General features: G+C 59.4%; 15 protein-coding genes. 13 read left to right on the top strand and 2 right to left on the bottom strand.

All coding sequences use genetic code 11. The features are described from left to right. The first annotated feature begins 70 nt into the window (after positions 1 to 70). The 7 genes from AC1AX7_RS09035 to AC1AX7_RS09005 all read left to right on the top strand — a co-directional run bounded on the left by AC1AX7_RS09035 (position 71) and on the right by AC1AX7_RS09005 (position 8,531). Positions 71 to 1,201 carry a D-alanine--D-alanine ligase family protein gene (locus tag AC1AX7_RS09035; protein ID WP_476509756.1) on the top strand — a complete coding sequence of 377 codons (1,131 nt, stop codon included), beginning with the start codon at positions 71 to 73 and terminating at the stop codon, positions 1,199 to 1,201. Positions 1,202 to 1,522: 321 nt separating this feature from the next. Further along, positions 1,523 to 2,686, top strand: a complete 1,164-nt coding sequence (locus AC1AX7_RS09030; protein WP_476509755.1) for an ABC transporter substrate-binding protein — start codon at positions 1,523 to 1,525, stop codon at positions 2,684 to 2,686. Positions 2,687 to 2,869: 183 nt separating this feature from the next. Then, positions 2,870 to 3,787, top strand: coding sequence for an ABC transporter permease (locus AC1AX7_RS09025; protein ID WP_476509754.1), 918 nt, complete (start codon positions 2,870 to 2,872; stop codon positions 3,785 to 3,787). Between the two features lie 17 nt (positions 3,788 to 3,804). Further along, positions 3,805 to 4,683, top strand: coding sequence for an ABC transporter permease (locus tag AC1AX7_RS09020; protein WP_476509779.1), 879 nt, complete (start codon positions 3,805 to 3,807; stop codon positions 4,681 to 4,683). Between the two features lie 2 nt (positions 4,684 to 4,685). Next, entirely contained in the window at positions 4,686 to 5,900 is a 1,215-nt protein-coding gene (locus AC1AX7_RS09015; RefSeq protein WP_476509753.1) for an ABC transporter ATP-binding protein, read from the top strand. Between the two features lie 284 nt (positions 5,901 to 6,184). Continuing rightward, positions 6,185 to 7,309, top strand: a complete 1,125-nt coding sequence (locus AC1AX7_RS09010) for a DUF4854 domain-containing protein (RefSeq protein ID WP_476509752.1) — start codon at positions 6,185 to 6,187, stop codon at positions 7,307 to 7,309. A gap of 115 nt (positions 7,310 to 7,424) precedes the next feature. Next, positions 7,425 to 8,531 carry a lysostaphin resistance A-like protein gene (locus tag AC1AX7_RS09005; protein WP_476509751.1) on the top strand — a complete coding sequence of 369 codons (1,107 nt, stop codon included), beginning with the start codon at positions 7,425 to 7,427 and terminating at the stop codon, positions 8,529 to 8,531. Positions 8,532 to 8,689: 158 nt separating this feature from the next. Here the strand turns inward: AC1AX7_RS09005 and AC1AX7_RS09000 are convergent, their stop codons facing one another. Further along, positions 8,690 to 9,460 carry a mechanosensitive ion channel family protein gene (locus tag AC1AX7_RS09000; RefSeq protein WP_476509750.1) on the bottom strand — a complete coding sequence of 257 codons (771 nt, stop codon included), beginning with the start codon at positions 9,458 to 9,460 and terminating at the stop codon, positions 8,690 to 8,692. Between the two features lie 173 nt (positions 9,461 to 9,633). Here AC1AX7_RS09000 and AC1AX7_RS08995 point away from each other — a divergent pair, with 173 nt between their 5' ends. Then, positions 9,634 to 10,902 (top strand): Mbeg1-like protein, encoded by a 1,269-nt coding sequence (locus tag AC1AX7_RS08995; protein WP_476509749.1) that lies wholly within the window; start codon positions 9,634 to 9,636, stop codon positions 10,900 to 10,902. 60 nt (positions 10,903 to 10,962) lie between these two features. Here the strand turns inward: AC1AX7_RS08995 and AC1AX7_RS08990 are convergent, their stop codons facing one another. Beyond that, complete coding sequence (locus AC1AX7_RS08990; RefSeq protein ID WP_476509748.1) at positions 10,963 to 12,153, bottom strand: DUF2974 domain-containing protein; 1,191 nt, start codon at positions 12,151 to 12,153, stop codon at positions 10,963 to 10,965. Positions 12,154 to 12,330: 177 nt separating this feature from the next. Here AC1AX7_RS08990 and AC1AX7_RS08985 point away from each other — a divergent pair, with 177 nt between their 5' ends. The 5 genes from AC1AX7_RS08985 to AC1AX7_RS08965 all read left to right on the top strand — a co-directional run bounded on the left by AC1AX7_RS08985 (position 12,331) and on the right by AC1AX7_RS08965 (position 18,631). Further along, positions 12,331 to 13,521 (top strand): pyridoxal phosphate-dependent aminotransferase, encoded by a 1,191-nt coding sequence (locus AC1AX7_RS08985; RefSeq protein ID WP_476509747.1) that lies wholly within the window; start codon positions 12,331 to 12,333, stop codon positions 13,519 to 13,521. Between the two features lie 533 nt (positions 13,522 to 14,054). Continuing rightward, positions 14,055 to 14,765, top strand: a complete 711-nt coding sequence (dcm, locus tag AC1AX7_RS08980; RefSeq protein WP_476509746.1) for a DNA (cytosine-5-)-methyltransferase — start codon at positions 14,055 to 14,057, stop codon at positions 14,763 to 14,765. 86 nt (positions 14,766 to 14,851) lie between these two features. Then, positions 14,852 to 15,337: a DNA cytosine methyltransferase gene (locus AC1AX7_RS08975; protein ID WP_476509745.1), complete on the top strand. Its 486-nt coding sequence runs from the start codon at positions 14,852 to 14,854 to the stop codon at positions 15,335 to 15,337. An 8-nt stretch (positions 15,338 to 15,345) separates the two neighbouring features. Beyond that, positions 15,346 to 16,809: a Sau3AI family type II restriction endonuclease gene (locus AC1AX7_RS08970; RefSeq protein ID WP_476509744.1), complete on the top strand. Its 1,464-nt coding sequence runs from the start codon at positions 15,346 to 15,348 to the stop codon at positions 16,807 to 16,809. 79 nt (positions 16,810 to 16,888) lie between these two features. Further along, a complete protein-coding gene (locus AC1AX7_RS08965; RefSeq protein ID WP_476509743.1) occupies positions 16,889 to 18,631 on the top strand; it encodes a DUF262 domain-containing protein in 1,743 nt (580 codons plus the stop codon). Positions 18,632 to 19,015 lie beyond the last annotated feature (384 nt).

The raw sequence follows: 19,015 nt of genomic DNA, 5'->3' as shown, positions 1-19,015 counted from the left end.
CGGTCCGATCCGACCGCGGAGTATTGTTTTTCACGGCAATGAAGGGCTTATCGAGGAGCGTAAAGAGAGCATGACGAAGAAGCGCATTGTGGTGATGTACGGCGGCAAGGCCGACGAGCATTCGATTTCCTGCATTTCCGCCGCCGGTGTGCTGCGTGCGATGGATATGGACCGTTTCGAGCCGATCCCGGTGGGCATCACCAAGGAGGGCCAGTGGATCGTCGGCGGTGAGGATCCGCGCGGATGGAATCTTTCCGACGGTCTGCCGGTCGTCGGGAAAACCGCCGGCGCGCGCGACGTCGTGCTTGACGTCGCCAAGGGCGGCGACGGCTTCTTCGCCCGCGAGGAGGACGGCACGCTGGCTTCCCTCGGCCACGTCGACGCCGTATTGCCGGTCCTGCACGGCCCGTACGGCGAGGACGGCACGATTCAGGGCCTGTTCGAGATGATGGGAGTCCCGTACGTCGGTTGCGGCGTGCTCGCTTCCGCCGCCTGCATGGACAAGCATTATACGAAGGTGCTGCTGGCCGCCGCCGGCATCGCCGTCGCACCCGGCATCACGGTCGACGCGCGTTCGTATGACAAGGCCGGCGAATTCGCGGCGAACGCCGACGAATTGGCGAAGCTGGTCGCCGAAGCCGGATTGGAATACCCGCTGTTCGTCAAGCCTTCCCGCGCCGGCTCCAGCTTCGGCGTGACGAAGGTGGAATCCAGGGATCCCGCGGCGCTGGCCGCCGCCGTGTTCGAGGCGAGCCATCATGATTGGCGCATTCTGATCGAACAGGGCATCGACGCGCGCGAAGTCGAATGCGCCGTGCTGTGCCCGAAGGCCGGCGACGAGCCGAAGGCCAGCTGGCCGGGGGAGATCGTGCTCGACCGTCGCGCTGAGGAGGACCAGTTCTACGATTTCGACAGCAAGTACATGGACGCTTCCGCCAGCCATGTGGAAGTGCCGGCGAACTTGCCGGCAGACATGCTGCAGCGCGTGCGCGAAACCGCGGTGAAGGCCTTCAAGGCGGTTGACGCCGCCGGCCTGAGCCGCGTCGATTCCTTCGTGACCGCCGACGGCCGCGTGATGATCAACGAGATCAACACGATGCCGGGCTTCACGCCGATCTCCATGTACCCGAAGGCCTGGGAGGCGACGGGCCTGAACTACACCGATCTGATCACCACGCTGATCGATGGCGTACTGGCCTGATGCCGATCGTGCATCGTCGCTGATCATGCGGTCGCGATGATCGTTCGCGACAAACGTCGCCGATTGGCCATGCGGGTTGGTTTCACGTGAAACCAACCCGTTTTTCATATCAAATAATTGACGGATTCCGATGATGTGAAAAAGTGGAATCGCATGATTCCGCGTTGATATGCGCAGTTCATCAAGTCTTCATCAAATACCGTCAAAGTACATGCGGAATTCATGCAAAGGCTGACGGCGCTTCAATTTCAGGGTCTACTTTTTCTTCCGGCGGCGGGATGAGCTCCCGCACACGAGGAAAAGGGAAAGGAAATTCCTGAAATGAAATTGCGTAAGATTGCAGCCGGCCTGCTCGCCGTTTCGACGTTGCTTTCCGTTGCGGCCTGCGGCTCCAGTAATGCTTCCGCTTCCGATGACGCCGGCGATTCCGGCAAGAGCGTGGAAGTCGATTCCAAGTCCGCTTCCGCGACCTCCCTTGAGGATTTCGGCACCATGGACGACCTGGTCGCCGCCGCCGAAGAGGAAGGCCAGCTGAACGTCATCGCGCTGCCGCACGACTGGTCCAACTGGGGCGAGGTCATCGAAACCTTCAAGGAAAAGTATCCGGACATCACCGTCAACGAAATCAATCCGAACGCCTCCTCCAAGGAGGAGATCGACGCCGCCAAGACCAATCAGGGCACTGACGCGGCGCCTGACGTCTTCGACACCGGTCTGGCCGTCGCCTCGACCAGCACGGACTATTTCGCGCCGTACAAGGTGCAGGCCTGGGATTCGATCCCGGACGAGCTCAAGGATGCGGACGGCCTGTATTACGCCGATTACACCGGCATCATGGCGATCGGCTGGAACAAGGACAAGTACGGCGACATCGACGGCATCGACGACCTGCTCGATCCGAAATTCGCCGGCACCGTCGCCGTCAACGGCAAGCCCGCCGAAGCGGGCGCCGCGTTCAACGGCTATCTGATGGTCAATCAGCTTGCCGGCGGCGACATCAACGATCTGCAGCCCGGCCTTGACTTCTTCAAGAAGCTCAAGGACGCCGGCAACCTGACCCAGGTGGACGTGACCAACGGCACCATCGATTCCGGCCAGACCGGCGTGGTGTTCGACTGGACCTACAATCAGGCCTCCTATCAGGCTTCCCTGAAGGAAAAGGGCGTCAACTGGGAATACAAGACCTTCAAGGACGCCCAGGTCGTGAGCTACTACAACCAGGCCATCAACAAGGACGCCCCGCATCCGGCGGCCGCACGCCTGTGGATGGAATACCTGTACAGCCCCGAAGCGCAGAACCTGTGGCTTAGGGGAGGCTCCAACCCGGTGCTGCTCGATTCGATGATCGAAGACGGCACCGTCGACCAGGACATTCTGGCCGACGCCGACCGCCTTGACGGCGATCCGATCACCTACGACAACGACGATTCCACCCGCATCACCGAATGGCTGCAGGAGAACTGGGACGCCACGATCGGCAACTGACCCCTGCGGCATGCGTCCAAAACGCCAGACCGCGGTCCCCGCAGGCCGGACACGGCAAAGCCGTAACGATTCCCCTGAACGGACCGACGCAACGGGCCGGACGCAGCCGTGACATCGTGAACGCAAGGCCGGGAACCGGGAAACCGGCTTCCGGCCTTGCGCAACAGAAAAGAACCTATCGCCATGACAGCTGCAATCACCAATTCCATGCCGGTGCATGGCGGCGCCAATCCCATCGCCGCAACCTACGCGAAACATCGCAAGGAAATCGGCACATTCGGCATCGCCATCCCCTTCTTCGCATACAGCGCCTGCTTCCTGCTCGCGCCCACGCTTATCGTCATCGTCGGCGCATTCCGATCGGCCGACGGCTCCTTCACCATCGACAATTTCCGTCGTCTGCTCGAACCGAACACGATCTCCGCATTCGCGACATCGATCCTCGTCTCACTGGCCTCCGCCGCAATCGGCGCGGTCGTCGGCGGGCTCGCCGCCTATTCGCTGGTCATCGGCGCAAAACCGGACGGCCTGCTTCGCCGCATCGTCTCCGCCGTCTCATCAGTGCTCGCGCAATTCGGCGGCGTCATGCTCGCCTTCGCCTTCATCGCCACCATCGGCATCAACGGCATCGGCACAATGCTCATCCAACAGCTCACCGGATACGTGGTCAATCCGAACTGGCTGAGCTCGCTGCCCGGCCTGATCACCGTCTACTGCTATTTCCAGATTCCGCTGATGATCATCATCTTCCTGCCGGCCGTCGATTCGATCCGCCCGCAATGGCGTGAGGCCGCCGAAAGCCTCGGCTGCAACACCTGGCAGTATTGGACGCGCGTCGCAGGGCCGATCCTTGCACCGCGCTTCATCTCCGCGTTCCTGCTGCTGTTCGCCAGCGCCTTCTCCGCATACGCGACCGCCGCGGCGCTGTTCTCCCAACGCTCCATCCTGGTGCCGCTGATGATTCAAGGCGCCATGCGCAACGAAATGGATCCGAACCAGCAAGGCTTCGCACAAGTGCTGGCCTTCGCGATGATCATCGTCGTGGCGGCGGTGATGATGCTGAGCCATGCCGTGGAAAAGAGGGCCGGACGATGGCAGTGAGGAAAACCGAAACGGTTATGGCCGCCGCGGCCGATACGGCTGCCGCATCCGCGACCGCCGCAAAACCGCCGCAACTGCGCGCGCTGCGCGTACGCCGGCAGCGCGTCATCAAAACCGTCGTGCTGACGGTGACGCTCGCATTCCTGCTCATCCCATTGCTTGCGATGCTGCTGTTCACCGTGCGTCACCCGCTGTCGGGCCAGTGGAGCCTCGACGCGTGGACGGCGATCTTCACCGGCAACGGCGAATCCTTGGGCGCCGACCTGACCGTGCTGTGGAGCGGGCTCGGCTCGTCGCTCGGACTGTGCGCGGTCACCGTCGTGCTGATGCTGCTGCTGATGGTGCCGACGATGACCATCATCCACATCCGCTCCAAAAAACTCGAACGCGCCATCGAATGGGTGGCGACCCTGCCTCTGACCATCCCCGCCATCGTGCTCGTCGTCGGACTCGGACCGATCTACCGCTGGCTGAGCGCCGACGTGTTCGACACCGATCCGATCTGGCTGTGCTTCGCCTACGTGGTATTGGTCATGCCGTTCGCTTTCCGCGCGCTTGCGGTGGGATTGAACTCCATCGACGTGAAGACGCTGTGCGAGGCCTCCCGGTCCCTCGGCGCTTCATGGCCGCGCGTGTTCTTCCGCGTGCTCATCCCGAATCTGTGGCAGTCGATCCTGTCCGCATCATTCATCTCCATCGCCGTGGTCCTCGGCGAATACACCGTCGCCTCACTGCTCGGCCGCATGAATCTGCAGGTCGCGCTGTACCGGCTCGGTCAATCGAACTCGCAGATCTCCACCGCAATGTCGCTGCTCGCATTGCTGTTCGGCGTCGTGCTATTGGTCGGCCTCGACCTGGTCTCAGGCGCGATGCGTCATCGTAAGGAAGGAAAATAATCATGTCCATCGCCGACCATAAAGCGGCCGTCGCGCAAGCGGCGGACACATTCCGCGGCATCGTCTCCAACGAAGCGGACGGCGACGTCGTCACCGAAGCGGCGCAGGAGATCCTGCGCGACTCCGCCGAACGCGGCGGCGGCGTGCAAATGATGAACGTCGACAAAATCTACCCCGGGAGCGACGTCAAAGCGCTCGACGGCTTCAATCTCGACATCAAGCCGGGCGAAATGGTCGTGTTGCTGGGCGGCTCCGGCTGCGGCAAATCCACCGCGCTGCGCGCGCTCGCCGGATTGGAAGACATCCAAGCCGGGCGCATTCTCGTCGGCGGGCAGGATGTGACCGGCGTGCCGGTCAACAAGCGTGACATGGCCATGGTGTTCCAGGCCTACTCGCTGTTCCCGCATATGACCGCGCTGCAGAACGTGGAATTCGGTTTGGAGATCCGCGGCATGGGGCGTGCGGAACGTCGACGCGTCGCCATGGAGAAACTGGAATTGGTGGGGCTTTCCGATCAGGCCGGCAAATACACGCAGCAGATGTCCGGCGGCCAGCAGCAGCGTGTGGCGCTTGCCCGCGCATTGGCGGTGAATCCGCGCGTGCTGCTGCTCGACGAGCCGCTTTCCGCATTGGACGCCAAAGTGCGTGTGCAGCTGCGCGACGAGATTCGCCGCATCCAATTGGAGGCCGGTACGACGACGGTGTTCGTGACGCATGACCAGGAGGAGGCGCTGGCGATCGCCGACCGCCTCGGCGTGATGAATCACGGCCGCATCGAACAGATCGGCGTGCCTCGTGATCTGTACATGCGTCCGGCCAGCGAGTATGTGGCGACGTTCATCGGATTGACGAACCGCCTGCCCGGCGCCTCCAACGGGGAGGAGGCCGTCGTGTTCGGCCAGCGCGTGCCGCTGCTTTCGGGGTCCAAGCGCGGCGATTTCGTCGCCGTGCTGATCCGCCCGGAAAACATGATGCTGCAGATGGCCGGCGACACGCAGTCGAACGTCGGCGAGCATGCGCGCGTATCGATGATGCATTTTCTGGGCTCGCTGGTGCGCGTGGACGTGACGATTTCGTCCGGCGAATACCAACGTTGGAACGGCGGCGAACAGCTGTGCGCCACCGTGCAGCTGCCGGCCAATGAGCTGCCGGCGGGATTGGGCGTCGGCTCCGAGGTCGTGGTGACGCCGCGGGCGATTGAATCGCTTGCGGTGTGATGGCACGGTGACGGCGGGGATGACGGCGGCGGTCTTGTCGCGCCGACGGCGTGCTGATGTCACGCTGATGACGCGCTGACGGCGCGGCAAGACCGCTGCCGTGGTCGTTCACGGCTCAGCTCTCCGCGTATAGCGGATTCGGCCTTTATTGCTTACACTGAAACTAGTATGTGTCAAGCGGATTTGCGCGGCATCGTCGCCGTACACCGGCGGCGAACGCATGCGGCATGATGTGAGGCACATGGCGTCGAACGCGGAAGTCACACAGCATGAAGGATACGGCCATGAACGATCACGATAAGCATCCTCCCTCCGGCAATGCCGGGGATTTCCAGGATACCCAGCAATATGCGCGGCCGCCGGCGGACTCGCAGCAGCAGCCCACGCGGCAATACGATGCGCCGCAATACGGATCGCCGCAATATGATTCGCCGTATGCGGCGCCCCAATCATCGCAACAATTCCAATCATCTCCGCAACCCCAGCCGTCCCAGCCATATGACGCGCCTCCGGCGTATCCCATGCCGCCTTATGGCGTCGCCGGCGCGCCTGCGCCGAACGGCCAGCCGAACCCGCCTTATGCGCAGCAGCCCCGCCCGTGGAACGCGTGGGCCATCGCAGGCTTCATCACATCGTTCTTCATCGGCATCGTGGGCGTGGTGCTGAGCGTCATCGGCGTCGTGCAGACGCGCAAACGCGACGAGCGCGGCCGCGGCCTGGCCGTCGCCGGCATCGTGGTCGGTGCGATTTCAACGATTCTGACGATCGTGCTGGGACTGGCTGTTGTCTCCGCCGCGATCAATTTCACGAATCACGCCATCACGGATGCGCGCTCCGATTCGCTTTGGAGCGAGGTCTACGACGATGTTCGCAACGACATCTATGACGATGTACACGGGAATGGCGACAGGCAAGACGGCGGGCAAAGCGGCACGCAGAACGGGCAGGGCGGCGCGCAGGGCGACGCCACCGCGCCGAGCTCGCCGGACTTCACGCTGAATGCGGAATACGTCGAGGACGCCATCGACGAAATAGAAGACAGCATCGACGATTCCGTCGATGATCTGCACGCGTATAACACGTCGTTCGACACGCTGGAGCAGCTGGTCGCTTCCAATGAATTCGTTACGCGGGCGACGCGGGAGGCCGGCAAGCTGACCTCGTACGGCATCACGATGGCCTACAAGGTGGACGGCGGCACCGTTACCTACACCTACACGGTGGACGATGCCTACAACGATTACGCCTCCATGTTCCAGCGGTCATTGGACGACCATGACAACGATGCACAATCCACCGTCAACCGTTTGGGACGCATCTGCGCCACGAACGAGAAGGTGAATCTGCGAATCAACGTGGTTGCGGAATCGGGCACTTCGATTTTCGACAAGACCTATACCGAACGGTGACGGGTATGGTGTGAACAGTGGCTTTCATGAAGGTGGGCCGCGAGACGTCGGTTTTGCGGCCCCGCCTTCATGAAGGAGGACTTCGCGCAAATAGGCATGGAGAAAGGGAATTCCTATGAGCAATCCGCAATACGGGCCGAGTGCCGGGCAACAGCAGGGGGCGCCTGCGCAATTCAATGCACAGCCCGATACGCCGGCGGTGCCTCAGCAGCCTGCGCCGCAGAATCACAATCCGATGCAAACATTCGAGCAGGCATTGCAGACGGCCAAGCGCCGCTTCGCCACGATCGGCTGGTCCTGCACGGCGATGCTGACCATATGGATCGCCCTCAACATCGTGCTCTCGGCCGGGCTGATGTCATTGTTCCCGCAAGGCGATATGCCGATGTGGATGATGCTGCTGGCGTCCGGCCTGCCGCTGTATGCCGTGGCGATGCCGGTCGCCGCGCTTATGATGCGCGGCGTGCCCGCGTTGCCGACGCAGGAATTCCCGATGACCCCGGGCCGTCTGTTCGCCATATTCCTGATGTGCCTGCCGATCATGTACGTCGGCAACATCATCGGGCAGGTGGTCGCCTCGCTGCTGCTCGGCACCGACGCGACTAACGTGATTACGGATCTGGCGATGAACGCGGATTGGTCGATCGTACTGTACATGGTGGTTCTGGGACCGATCATGGAAGAGTGGATCTTCCGCAAGCAGCTGATTTCGCGCATGCGCCGCTACGGCGAAAAACTGACGATCGTGGTGTCGTCGCTGATCTTCGCCCTGTACCACATGAACCTGTTCCAGTTCTTCTACGCATTCGGCCTCGGCCTGATGTTCGGCTACGTGTATATGCGCACCAGCAGGCTGCGCTATTCGATCGTGCTGCACATGCTGGTCAATTTCAACGGTGCGGTATTGGCCCCGTGGGTGCTGTCGCAGCTTGACCCGTCGCTGTTTACCGCGATGGAAAGCGGTGACATGGCGGCCCTTGAGACGGCGATGAACGCCTCCGCGCCGGGGCTGATGATCATGATGGTGTATTTCCTGCTGTATTTCTCCGCGATGATCTCAGGCGTGGTGCTGCTGATCGCCAAGCGTAAAAGCGTCGAATTCTATACGACACCGGAGGAGCTGCCTCGCGGTCTGCGCGGCAACGTCGCCTTCGGCAATGCCGGAATCATCGTATTCATCGTGGTCGCGCTGCTGCTGACGCTGGCCACGCAGATGGTGTGAAAGCTGCGGTATGCGGCGTCGCCCTGTACGGCGTCGCATACCGCAGCCTCATTGCCGAATGCCGTCAATCGGCGTCATCGATTGCAACGTTGCAATCAGGCGTCAGGATGATGACGTCAGGATTATGGCGTCATGACTGTGGCATCAGGATAGTGCCATCACGACTGTGCGGCGCGCAGCTCCAGGAAGTCCGCATCGGCGATCGCGCGCGCCATCGCATCACGCATCGTCGACAGGATCACGCCCTCCTTCGCGCACGCCATCGCCTCGCATTGGATGCCGTAAGGCGAAAATCCGACGATCTTCACAAGCGGCGCCGTGCCTTCCAATGCCAGATCCGCAGTGGCCTCACTGATCGCGGCGACCACGGCGGCGGCGATCTCATCGGGATCGCTGCCGGCCTTGGCCGTGAACGGCACCGTGACGAAGCCCTCATTGCCGGGGGTGAGGCGCTCCAGCGACGTGGTGTTGAGCACCGAATTCGGAATCACCATCTCGTTGCCGTTACGTTCGACCAGCACGGTCTGACGCCAATTGATGTCCTTGATCATGCCGGTGGTGCCCGCGATGCTCACCAGATCGCCAGGCTGCACGACCTTGCCGAGCATCAGGCCGAAACCGCTGATCACATTGGCGATGGTGTCCTTCAAACCAAGCGACACGGCAAGACCGCCGATGCCCAGCGCGGTGAACAGCGTGGTCGGATTGATGCCGAACACCGGCTGCAGCACGACGCAGGCGGCCAACGTCCACACGACCACGCGCATGATGTTGATGAAGATCGACGCGTTCGGCATATTCGACCTGTCCAGCACGCGCCGCAGCAGCCGTGCAAGCGCTTTGGCGACCAGCGCCGCCAAAGCGACCACGACGATCAGAAAAACAATGCGGTACGCATGCTGCTGCAGCCAAGTCGTTATCGTGTCCATTGCCATGCCTTTCTCGTATGGTGTCATCCTTTCGCGCCAGCGCGCCTCACGGTCCGTGCCTTCGGATCACGCCCGCATTCCATTGTCGCATCCGCCTCGTAACTTGCGGGCCGCCGCATAAGCGCATCGGATAAACGCCGTCGTATGCGGCGAGGTTGGGTACAGTGGAAAGTATGGGAAACATCCTCGATTATGTGCGCGGCGAATTCCGCTCCTTCGCCGACCTGCCGTTCAACGCCGTCGATTCGCTGGTCCTGTCGGAATTGTCGTACATTCGACTGCCGAAGTCGGCGCCGCGTTTCGAAACGGCGAAATCGGTGGCGACGGCGCCGATCTCCCGCATGCTGCGCGCCGAGGATTATGCGACGATGTTCAACGCGTTTTCGCGGTCGACTAACGATTTCCGGCTCGACCTGCTGCGCGCGGTATGCGAGTCGCCGCGTTTTCGAGGGCTTCGCGTCGGCGAATACAGCGAACGGTTCGATCTGGAACGTGAACAGCAGTTCGCGGCGATGACCTTCGACCTGAGCGAATGCGCCGGCGTCACGACCTTGCTGTACGTCGCGTTCCGAGGAACGGACGATACGCTGGTCGGATGGAAAGAGGATTTCAACATGGCGGTGCAATGCCCGGTGCCGTCGCAGTCCGCCGCCGACAGGTATTTGCATTCGGTGATCGTGCGTTCCGAAGGATTCCTCGGCGGAGAGGCGCCGCGCGTGATGGTCGGCGGCCATTCGAAAGGCGGCAACCTGGCCGTGTACGCGTCGATGCGCGTGGCGCAGGCGGACATCGACGACGCCTGCGAGCATGCGCATGATTTCGGCCTGCTGCCCACGGTGATGACGGAGGCGACCGGCCGCATCAACAGGATCGAACGAATTTTCACGCATGATGGGCCGGGATTGCCCGCGGCGATGGTGGACACGGTGGCATACCGCACGATCTGCGGCCGCATCGACAAAACCGTGCCGGAATGTTCAATAGTCGGCATGCTGCTGGAATCGGCGGAACGGTACACGGTCGTCGCGGCGAACGCGGCCGGGCCGCTGCAGCATGTGGGCGAATCCTGGCAGGTCGCCGACGGCGATTTCAAGCATGAGCGGGGACTGTCGCCGACCGCGGTGCTGATACGCCGCACGATGAATGCGTGGATGGACGCGGTGCCGGAGCACGTCCGCGCCACGGCGTTCGACCAGATCTACGGCATCTTCGCGGCGAGCGGATACGACGATCTCGCTGCGATCGGCTCCCACATGCGCGAAGCGGTCCCGAAAATCATCGCGGCGGCCCGCAATACGGACAAGCCCACACGCGATCTGATCTTCGGAGTGCTCAAAGCGCTGCCGTCCAGCGTACGGAAAGCGCTGGGCGGCGTCATACCGGACGGCGTCGTGGACGCGTTCGCCGAAGACCCCGCGCCGCGGCGGACTCTTGGCCGGTGATGCCGGCCTTCGGCGAACATGCCGCGCAAGGCATGCGGGTCGCCGCCACGGAGCGGCAAGTCAGGCGTCGCGGCGACGGGCGCGGGAGACGTTGAACAGTATGACGGCGGCCTCGATCAAATGCTTGCGATCTTCATCGGATAGGCCGACGAACGTGCCGATCATATTGGGAACGGCCTTCAAGCCCATATCCATCAATTCCGTGATGCTGTCGGCATTGCTGGAACGCAGAATCTCAAACAGCGCATCAACCGTGCGTTCGCGCTGCTCCGTGCTCATATTCGCCAGCCAGTTGTTCAACGACTCGTTGAACAACTGCGAAGTCGGCGCCACCGACGGCAAATACACGAAATCATTGCCCTTCGTCTGCCAGGAGAACGCCATATGCTGCATCGGGCCGCTCTCATCCGACTCCACCACATGGCAAGGCTCCGGCGTCTGCATCACCATGCCGACAATCGAAGAATCCGGAATGATCTTCTCGATCAACGGCATCACCGACTGGTACGGCGCACTGCCGACAATCGGAGCGGGGAAACCCGGGCCATCCAACGAATAGATCCTCACAATGCGCTTGCGCACATGCTCCGTCGCATTCAATGCGGCATACACCGCCAAATTACCGCCCTTGGAATGTCCCATCAAACGAATCGGGCCACGCCACAAATCAGCGACCGCATTCAAATATTCCGACGCCGTATGCTGCGCGGGCACCGGATACTGGAAGGCCATATTGAAATCCTCCTTCCAGCCGACGAACGAATCATCAGTACCGCGGAACACCACAGCCAGCGAGCCGTCAGGAAGCATCATCGTCACCGCGGCGAACTGCGTCTGCTGTTCGGCGCTGAAACGCTCATCATAACCGTCCAAACGAATCGTCGAAAAACGCGGATTATCCCCAACGGCCGCATACAAGCCCCTCGTCAGCCTCGGATCAAGCAAGCCGGCATGGCCCGTGCGCATATCAAAATCCTCAGGCTGCAAAGACCGCGCGACATCAGCCAACGTCACCTCGGAAAAAGGCGGACGCACCAGATTCCGCGCGGATTTCAGCGGAGAACGCAAGTCGAAGGCGCGCACGCGGCGAGCAAGCGAGCCGTATTTCGTCTTCGAGGCCGCCAACGTGGGCACCGCGTCCGGCATCCGCTGATAAGCCAGCGACGACAGCACCAGCGCGTCGACCGCGTTGAACGGATCGCTGTCAAACGTGTGACGATGCGCCGAAACATAATCCGTGATATTCGTCATCGACGGTCCTCCTCGTTCTCGCGTGATTCCATAGTAGACAGTCCGCGCGTGCCGGCACGGTAACGCTGGCGGCATAGTCCGGCTGCGACTTGTGAGGGCTTCTTCGGGTGCGCGCTTGCGCGGAACGCATGCCGTCCGCGAGAGGAAACGGCGGTAAGATGCGACAAGGAGGTACCCATGATCAACGAAACATACAAGGCCATGCTCGGCGGCAAATCCGTGATCCGAGAACTCAGCGAATACGCCACCGCACGCGGCGCGCAAGTCGGATACGACAACGTCTTCGACTACTCCCTCGGCAATCCGAGCGTGCCCTGCCCGGCCAGCTTCACCGAAACGATGATCGACCTGTACCGTGACGACGAGCCCGTCGCGCTGCACGGCTACAGCCCGTCGCTCGGCATCACCTCCGTACGCGAAGACATCGCCGCAAGCCTCAACCGACGCTTCGGCATGGACTACACCGCGGCCCACATCTTCCCGGCATCCGGCGCGGCGGGCGCGCTCGCCCACGCGCTGCGCGCGGTCACCAAGCCCGGCGACGAAGTCATCACCTTCGCGCCATACTTCCCCGAATACCAGCTGTATGTGAGCGGCACCGGCGCACGCCTGACCGTGATCCCCGCCGACACCGACAACTTCCAAATCAACTTCGACGCGTTCGAGAAGGCGCTGAATCCGAACGTGATGGCCGTGCTCATCAACACGCCGAACAATCCGTCCGGCGCAGTGTATTCCGAGGCCACCCTTGAACGGATGGCCGGACTGCTGCGCGCGAAGCAGGCCGAATACGGGCACGACATCTTCCTGATCAGCGACGAACCGTATCGCGAAATCGTGTTCGACGGCAACACGCAGCCGTATCCGAGCCGCTTCTACGACAACACCATCTCCTGCTACTCGTTCTCCAAGTCGCTGTCGTTGCCGGGCGAACGCATCGGCTACCTTGCGGTCAACCCGCGCGCCACCGACGCCGACCTGATCGTGCCGATGTGCGGGCAGATCAGCCGTGGCACCGGCCATAACTGCCCGGCGTCCAGCGTGCAGCTCGCCGTGGCGAAAATCATCGACGCAACCAGCGACCTGAGCGTGTATGAGACGAATATGAACCTGCTGTACGACGCGCTCACCTCGATCGGCTTCGACGTGGTGCGTCCGGGCGGCACGTTCTACATCTTCCCCAAGGCGCTCGAAGAGGACGCGAACGCGTTCTGCATGAAGGCCAAGGACTACGACCTGATCCTCGTGCCGTCCGACAGCTTCGGCGTGCCCGGCTACTTCCGCATGGCCTACTGCATCGACACGGAGAAGGTCAAGCGCTCCATCCCGGTGCTCGAGCGCTTCGCCCGCGAGGTGTACGGCCTGTAGGCTGCGCCGCCGCGGGTGGTGTGGGTGCGGTGCCCAATTGACGGCCCTCTTCTGACGCTTTTGACCGCAACACGCCGGTGACGCCGGTCAAAAGTGTCAAGGGGCTGGCCGTTGCCGCCTGCCGCTCTCGGTGTCGTCTTGGGGCGGGTCCTCTTTCTGACGCTTTTGACCTCCAACTACGGCGTGTTGCGACCAAAACTGTCAGGAGGGAGGCCGTCCTTGGCTGGTGTCGTCCTTTGTTGGGTCTCCTGTTGACGCTTTTGACCGCAACACGCCGGTGACGCCGGTCAAAAGCGTCAGGAGGATGGGCTCGCCGACCAAAAGTGTCAGAGGGGCGGCCGCTGCCGGTCAAAAACGTCAGTCGGCGAGGACAGTTTGCGGCGCAGCAGCCTTCCGATTGACGTTTTTGACCGTGGGTCACGGCGTGTTACGGTCAAAAGTGTCAGAGGATTGGACGAATCGCTGACGGCGGATCGTCCCGACGATGGATCACTATCAAAGCTGATTTGTGTTCTTATCTGAGTGGAGTCGCCGTGACGGATGCCATTAAAGTCATCGAACTGTTTGCTGGTGTCGGCGGCTTTCGTCTTGGACTGGAAGGCTACAGTAATCCGCTTCACCCGGAATTCTATAAAAAACCAGCCGGGCCGTATTCTACTGTTTGGGCAAACCAGTGGGAACCGCCGGGAAGTGTAACGCGTCAGTTTGCTTGGCGCTGCTACGAAAGCAGATTCGGAGCGGGAAGCTGCGTCAATGAGGATATTGAGCGCGTATTGGATTCGTACGAGGCCGGGGAAATCGATATTCCAGACTGCGACATGGTCGTTGGCGGATTCCCCTGTCAGGATTATTCCGTAGCGAAGCCGCTTTCGCGTGCAGGCGGCATTGAAGGCAAGAAAGGCGTCCTTTGGTGGCAGATCAGACGTCTGCTGACAATGAAAAAGCCGAAATATGTGCTGTTGGAGAATGTCGACCGTTTATTGAAGTCTCCGGCTGCGCAGCGTGGACGCGATTTCGCCATTATGCTGTCGTGCTTGGCGGATTTGGGATATTCGGTGGAATGGCGTGTGATCAACGCCGCTGATTACGGCATGCCGCAGCGTCGTCGTCGCGTATATATTTACGCCGTGCAAACGCAGCATCGATGGGACCTGCACGAGCGTCTGATTTCTTCCGGCGTTATGGCTCGTGCCTTCCCGATTTCCGAGCCGGAAACAATCGGGGGGGGGGGTATCGCTCTGTAGACCTTGATCCGTACAAGGTCAGCAGCGAATTCGGCATCGGAGAGAAAACCTCGTTTTTCCTCAATGCCGGCGTCATGCAGGATGGCATGATTCATACGTGCAAGGTCGATGCCGATTATCACGGCAAGGCTGCCACCTTGGCGGATATCCGTGTGCCCGACGATGAGGTGCCGCAGCAATATTATTTGTCGGGCGACACCATCCCGCAGTGGCGGTATCTCAAGGGCGCCAAGCGTGAGGAACGCATGTCGTCGACTGGCTTCGCCTACACGTATTCCGAAGGCGGCATGGCTTTCCCGGACGCGCTTGATAGACCCGCGCGCACCATTCTGACCAGTGAAGGCGGCTCCGGGGCAAGCCGTATGAAGCATGTCATTGAAGCGCATGATGGTCGGCTTCGTCGGTTGACGCCCGATGAACTCGATCAGATTCAGATGTTCCCGAAAGGATGGACGAACAGTGGCATGACGGACGGCCAGCGCGCCTTCTGCATGGGTAACGCACTGGTCGTCGGCATTCCGCATGCCATCGGCATGGTGATCGCCGAAGACCATGCGTCTGGTCGCGATTGAGGATTGCCGTGGTGCAGGCGCTCCTATCCCAGGCGGAACATCGCTTTCGCGATATCGCTGATGTGATGCGTCTGCTTGATGGTGTGCGGGGCCGGACATTTCGCGAGATCGATCGCACAGGCCGGGGCGAGAAAGCCGGCAACAAGGGATCCTTGGGACAGATCATCGAAGAATCCGTATTGGGCTACTCCATCAATTCGGATCCCAATCCCGATATCATCGCAGGCGGCCGCACATATGAATTGAAGGTCACGCCTTTGCGCCATGCCAAGCGCAAAAGCGAGCATGTCATCGCCAAAGAGCGGCTGGTGCTGGACCTCATCGACTATATGCATCTGCCGGATGAGACCTTTGATACGTCTACATTTTGGCGTAAATCGCAGCGCATTATTCTTGTGTACTATTTCGATGACCGTACCGATAAAAAGGCGGAATCCCGTTTGGATTGTGCCGTGTATTGTTCGGTGGTATTGGATTACGAAGATGATGATCTGGCGACCATTCGTGCCGACTGGGAAACAATACGGCAGAAAGTGTCGGATGGTTTCGCCGATCAGCTCAGCGAATCGGATACCAATTATCTTGCCGCCTGCACAAAGGGCTCCTCTTCCAAGGATATGCGTGTAGCGCCGGCGCCGGAAGGCAGCGAGCTCAAGACCATACAAGCCAAGCAGCGTGCCTTCAGTTATAAGACGTCCTATATGAGCACGGTCGCCGATAAATTGTTGCGCAAATCGCGTTTGTATTCGCGTCTTCCCATGACGGCGGAACAGACATTGGAAGAGTATATCGGCCGCAGTTTTGACCGGTATGCGTTGCAGCGATTAGGTGATATTTTGCAGCGACCGGAAATGGAAGGCGTGAATCCGGAGGCGAAGCAGCTTAATTCACTGGTTGCGTTACGTATGCTTGGTGCGCGGAAATCGTCGGTTGTCGGTATTGAGCAATTTCGCAAGGCGAATGTCACTCAATTAAAGACGATAGTGCGATATGAATTGGGCGTGCCTGCTGAAAATATGTCGTTTCGGCAGATTACATACGAGGAATGGCGGGAATGGGCGAATCCTGCAATAGGATTTGAGGATTCTTTCCTATACCGCTTTTTCGAGGAAAGCAGATTCCTTTTTGTTGTTTTTCAAGCGTCGGGAAAGCGGCGTGAAAATTCGTCAAAATATAGTGACATATTTGAAGGCGGTTTTCTATGGAATATGCCGGAAACTGATATTGAACAATATGTGTATCCGGCGTGGAAGCATGTCCATGATTTGCTGATTCGCGGTAAGAGCCTGCAATACTACGAGCGCGGCCATAATCAGTTGCCTGGCCAGCAGTTCAATCAGGTATTTCATCTGCGGCCGAAAGCGCGTGACGGTGAGGATCGGGTACTGCTGCCAAACGGAGAAAGCATCACCAAACAAGCGTTTTGGTTGGATCGGCGGTATGTGGCGTCAGTGATTGAATACAAGTTGTAGCACGGATGCTTTGCGCTTTCTGGGCTTTTGATCGGCGGTGTGATTTGTGAGATCATAAGACTGCCCGGAAGGAGAGACCATGGCGTTGTACCGTATTGAAAACTTGAGCGTCAAGCAGCTCGATCGTATCGTACTGCCGAAATTCCAGCGCGGATTCGTATGGACGGAAGCGAAGAAAAACGATTTTGTACAGACGCTGCATGACGGTTACCCGTTTGGCACGTTGCTGGTGTATCCGCTAAACGACAATAGCGATGATTCCAAATTACAGCTGTTGGACGGACAGCAGCGATTGTCCACGATTCGTCAGTACAAACAGGATTCGCTGCATTTTTGGAAGCCCTTGAATCGCGACGAGTATATGCGCAGCTGGCGATTGGCCAATTCGTTGTTGGACGGCGATTCGAAACTGACGGAAGCCGCATTTGATGAGCTCGTCAATATGGAAGATGGTCAATCTCTTGCATTATGGCTGGTGCAACATAGTGATCGCATGATCGACTCATCCGCTTTCGCGAATTGCATATACGATTTGAAGAACAAGATCACGCAATTTGTGGATTTGGACCGTCTTATGGTGCCTATGGTGGTCTATCTCGGCGCGGAAGAACATCTGGCTGATGTCTTCGCCAATCTGAACAAGGGCGGGATGCCATTGTCCAAATATGAAGTCTTCAATGCGTCATGGGTGAACGCGACCATAACTTTGGCTTCCTCGGATGAGTCTGTTCTGCAGGAGCGAATGCTGCAATACGTCAAGCAGTATTACATGGACATGCAGCAGAAAGCCGAATTCGAGCTGCAGGATTTCTCTGAAGATGAGCTGTCGAAAAGCCGTACGGTGACGTTGGCGGAATTCGGCACGGCTCTCGGTCAGTATGTCGTCGATCATTTGACGGCGCTTGTTCCGACAACCGCGAATGTCGTGCAGGAGCTTGGCTTCGGCCTTTTGGGCGTGGCCGTCGGTTTGGATAATCGACGACTCAAAGAGCTGAACAGCGCAGCCAATATGCAGTTCATTACCGATAATCTGGAATCGATTCTGCAGAAGGCCGAGCGGATCTGCAATAACCTGCAAAGCTTGTTTGCGACGTTGCTGAAACGTTTCAAGGATTCCGGCGACAATTATGAGAATGGTCTGTCGGCCACATTTAAAACGCTGTCATATTTTGCGGCATTGTGGGGTTTGGAGCCATCGTCTGACGAATACAAGCGTTCATTACGCAATATCAAGGCCGCATATGTGTTTGATGCCATTACGCAAACATGGTCATCTCATGGTGATCAGCGTCTGTTGGAATACCAGTCAGGCAGCCGTGATTATTTGGAAATGGTATCCCGCGAGCAATTTCGACAGGCATTTGACCAGTGGATTGACGATCAGACGCCGGGCATTAATTTCATGAAGGACGTGAAATGTCTGGTGACCATTCACGCCAATCTCAGCTACCTGTCGGCATCGGTGCCGGATGGCGAAACATTTGAGCTGGAACATATCATTGCCCGCAAACGAATCAGTGCCGTGGATGGGAAAAGCGGCGCCCGTCGAATTCTGGGCAATGCGCTGGGCAATTGCATGTATTTGCCGAGAACCGCCAATAACGCGAAGAAGGACAAGACCTTATATGAGGTGAACAACTACGGTCAGTATTCGCAGCTTATTGAGGAATCCCAATATTTTTCGGAAACGGATATGTCTCGTATCGGGGACGCATTGGATTCTTCGGACTTTGCCGCAGTGAACGCATTCATCAAGGAGCGCTCTCGCCATGTGGCGTATTTCCTGGTGGATAATCTGCTGAAGGACTCAGTGGTCGGCTGACATGTGATGCCAGACGAACCCGGCGCAGCTTGTGCGGCCAATGCCTATCGGCTTCCCACTTTGCTGACGCTTTTGGTCGCGGTCGTCGGCGTGTCTCGGTCAAAAGTGTCAAAGGGATAAGGTGCTGTTGCTGATACCGCTTTTTGGTGGCTTGTTTCCTTGACACTTTTGGCCGCAACACGCCGGTGTTGGCGACCAAAAGCGTCAGAAGGATGGGACGCCGCCGCTAATGGCGTCTTCTGATCGGCCCTTCCCTGACACTGATGTGTACCCCGAATTCCGCACATCGTGTTTAGCCGGCTAGTTGTCGTGCGTATTCCTTTGGGGTTTTCCATCCTAGCCTGGCCTGTCCCCGGCCGTGGTTGTAGTAGTGGATGTATTCGT

The sequence above is a fragment of the Bifidobacterium sp. LH_449 genome (assembly GCF_056356755.1).
Note: the sequence above shows the minus strand (reverse complement) of the source record. Positions and strands in the feature narration are given on the sequence as shown.

Excerpts from the sequence above, each read along its gene's own strand:
- AC1AX7_RS09035 (WP_476509756.1), top strand. The coding sequence starts at position 71 with ATGACGAAGAAGCGCATTGTGGTGATGTACGGCGGCAAGGCCGACGAG.
- AC1AX7_RS09030 (WP_476509755.1), top strand. The coding sequence starts at position 1,523 with ATGAAATTGCGTAAGATTGCAGCCGGCCTGCTCGCCGTTTCGACGTTG.
- AC1AX7_RS09025 (WP_476509754.1), top strand. The coding sequence starts at position 2,870 with ATGACAGCTGCAATCACCAATTCCATGCCGGTGCATGGCGGCGCCAAT.
- AC1AX7_RS09020 (WP_476509779.1), top strand. The coding sequence starts at position 3,805 with ATGGCCGCCGCGGCCGATACGGCTGCCGCATCCGCGACCGCCGCAAAA.
- AC1AX7_RS09015 (WP_476509753.1), top strand. The coding sequence starts at position 4,686 with ATGTCCATCGCCGACCATAAAGCGGCCGTCGCGCAAGCGGCGGACACA.
- AC1AX7_RS09010 (WP_476509752.1), top strand. The coding sequence starts at position 6,185 with ATGAACGATCACGATAAGCATCCTCCCTCCGGCAATGCCGGGGATTTC.
- AC1AX7_RS09005 (WP_476509751.1), top strand. The coding sequence starts at position 7,425 with ATGAGCAATCCGCAATACGGGCCGAGTGCCGGGCAACAGCAGGGGGCG.
- AC1AX7_RS09000 (WP_476509750.1), bottom strand. The coding sequence starts at position 9,460 with ATGGACACGATAACGACTTGGCTGCAGCAGCATGCGTACCGCATTGTT.
- AC1AX7_RS08995 (WP_476509749.1), top strand. The coding sequence starts at position 9,634 with ATGGGAAACATCCTCGATTATGTGCGCGGCGAATTCCGCTCCTTCGCC.
- AC1AX7_RS08990 (WP_476509748.1), bottom strand. The coding sequence starts at position 12,153 with ATGACGAATATCACGGATTATGTTTCGGCGCATCGTCACACGTTTGAC.
- AC1AX7_RS08985 (WP_476509747.1), top strand. The coding sequence starts at position 12,331 with ATGATCAACGAAACATACAAGGCCATGCTCGGCGGCAAATCCGTGATC.
- AC1AX7_RS08975 (WP_476509745.1), top strand. The coding sequence starts at position 14,852 with ATGATTCATACGTGCAAGGTCGATGCCGATTATCACGGCAAGGCTGCC.
- AC1AX7_RS08965 (WP_476509743.1), top strand. The coding sequence starts at position 16,889 with ATGGCGTTGTACCGTATTGAAAACTTGAGCGTCAAGCAGCTCGATCGT.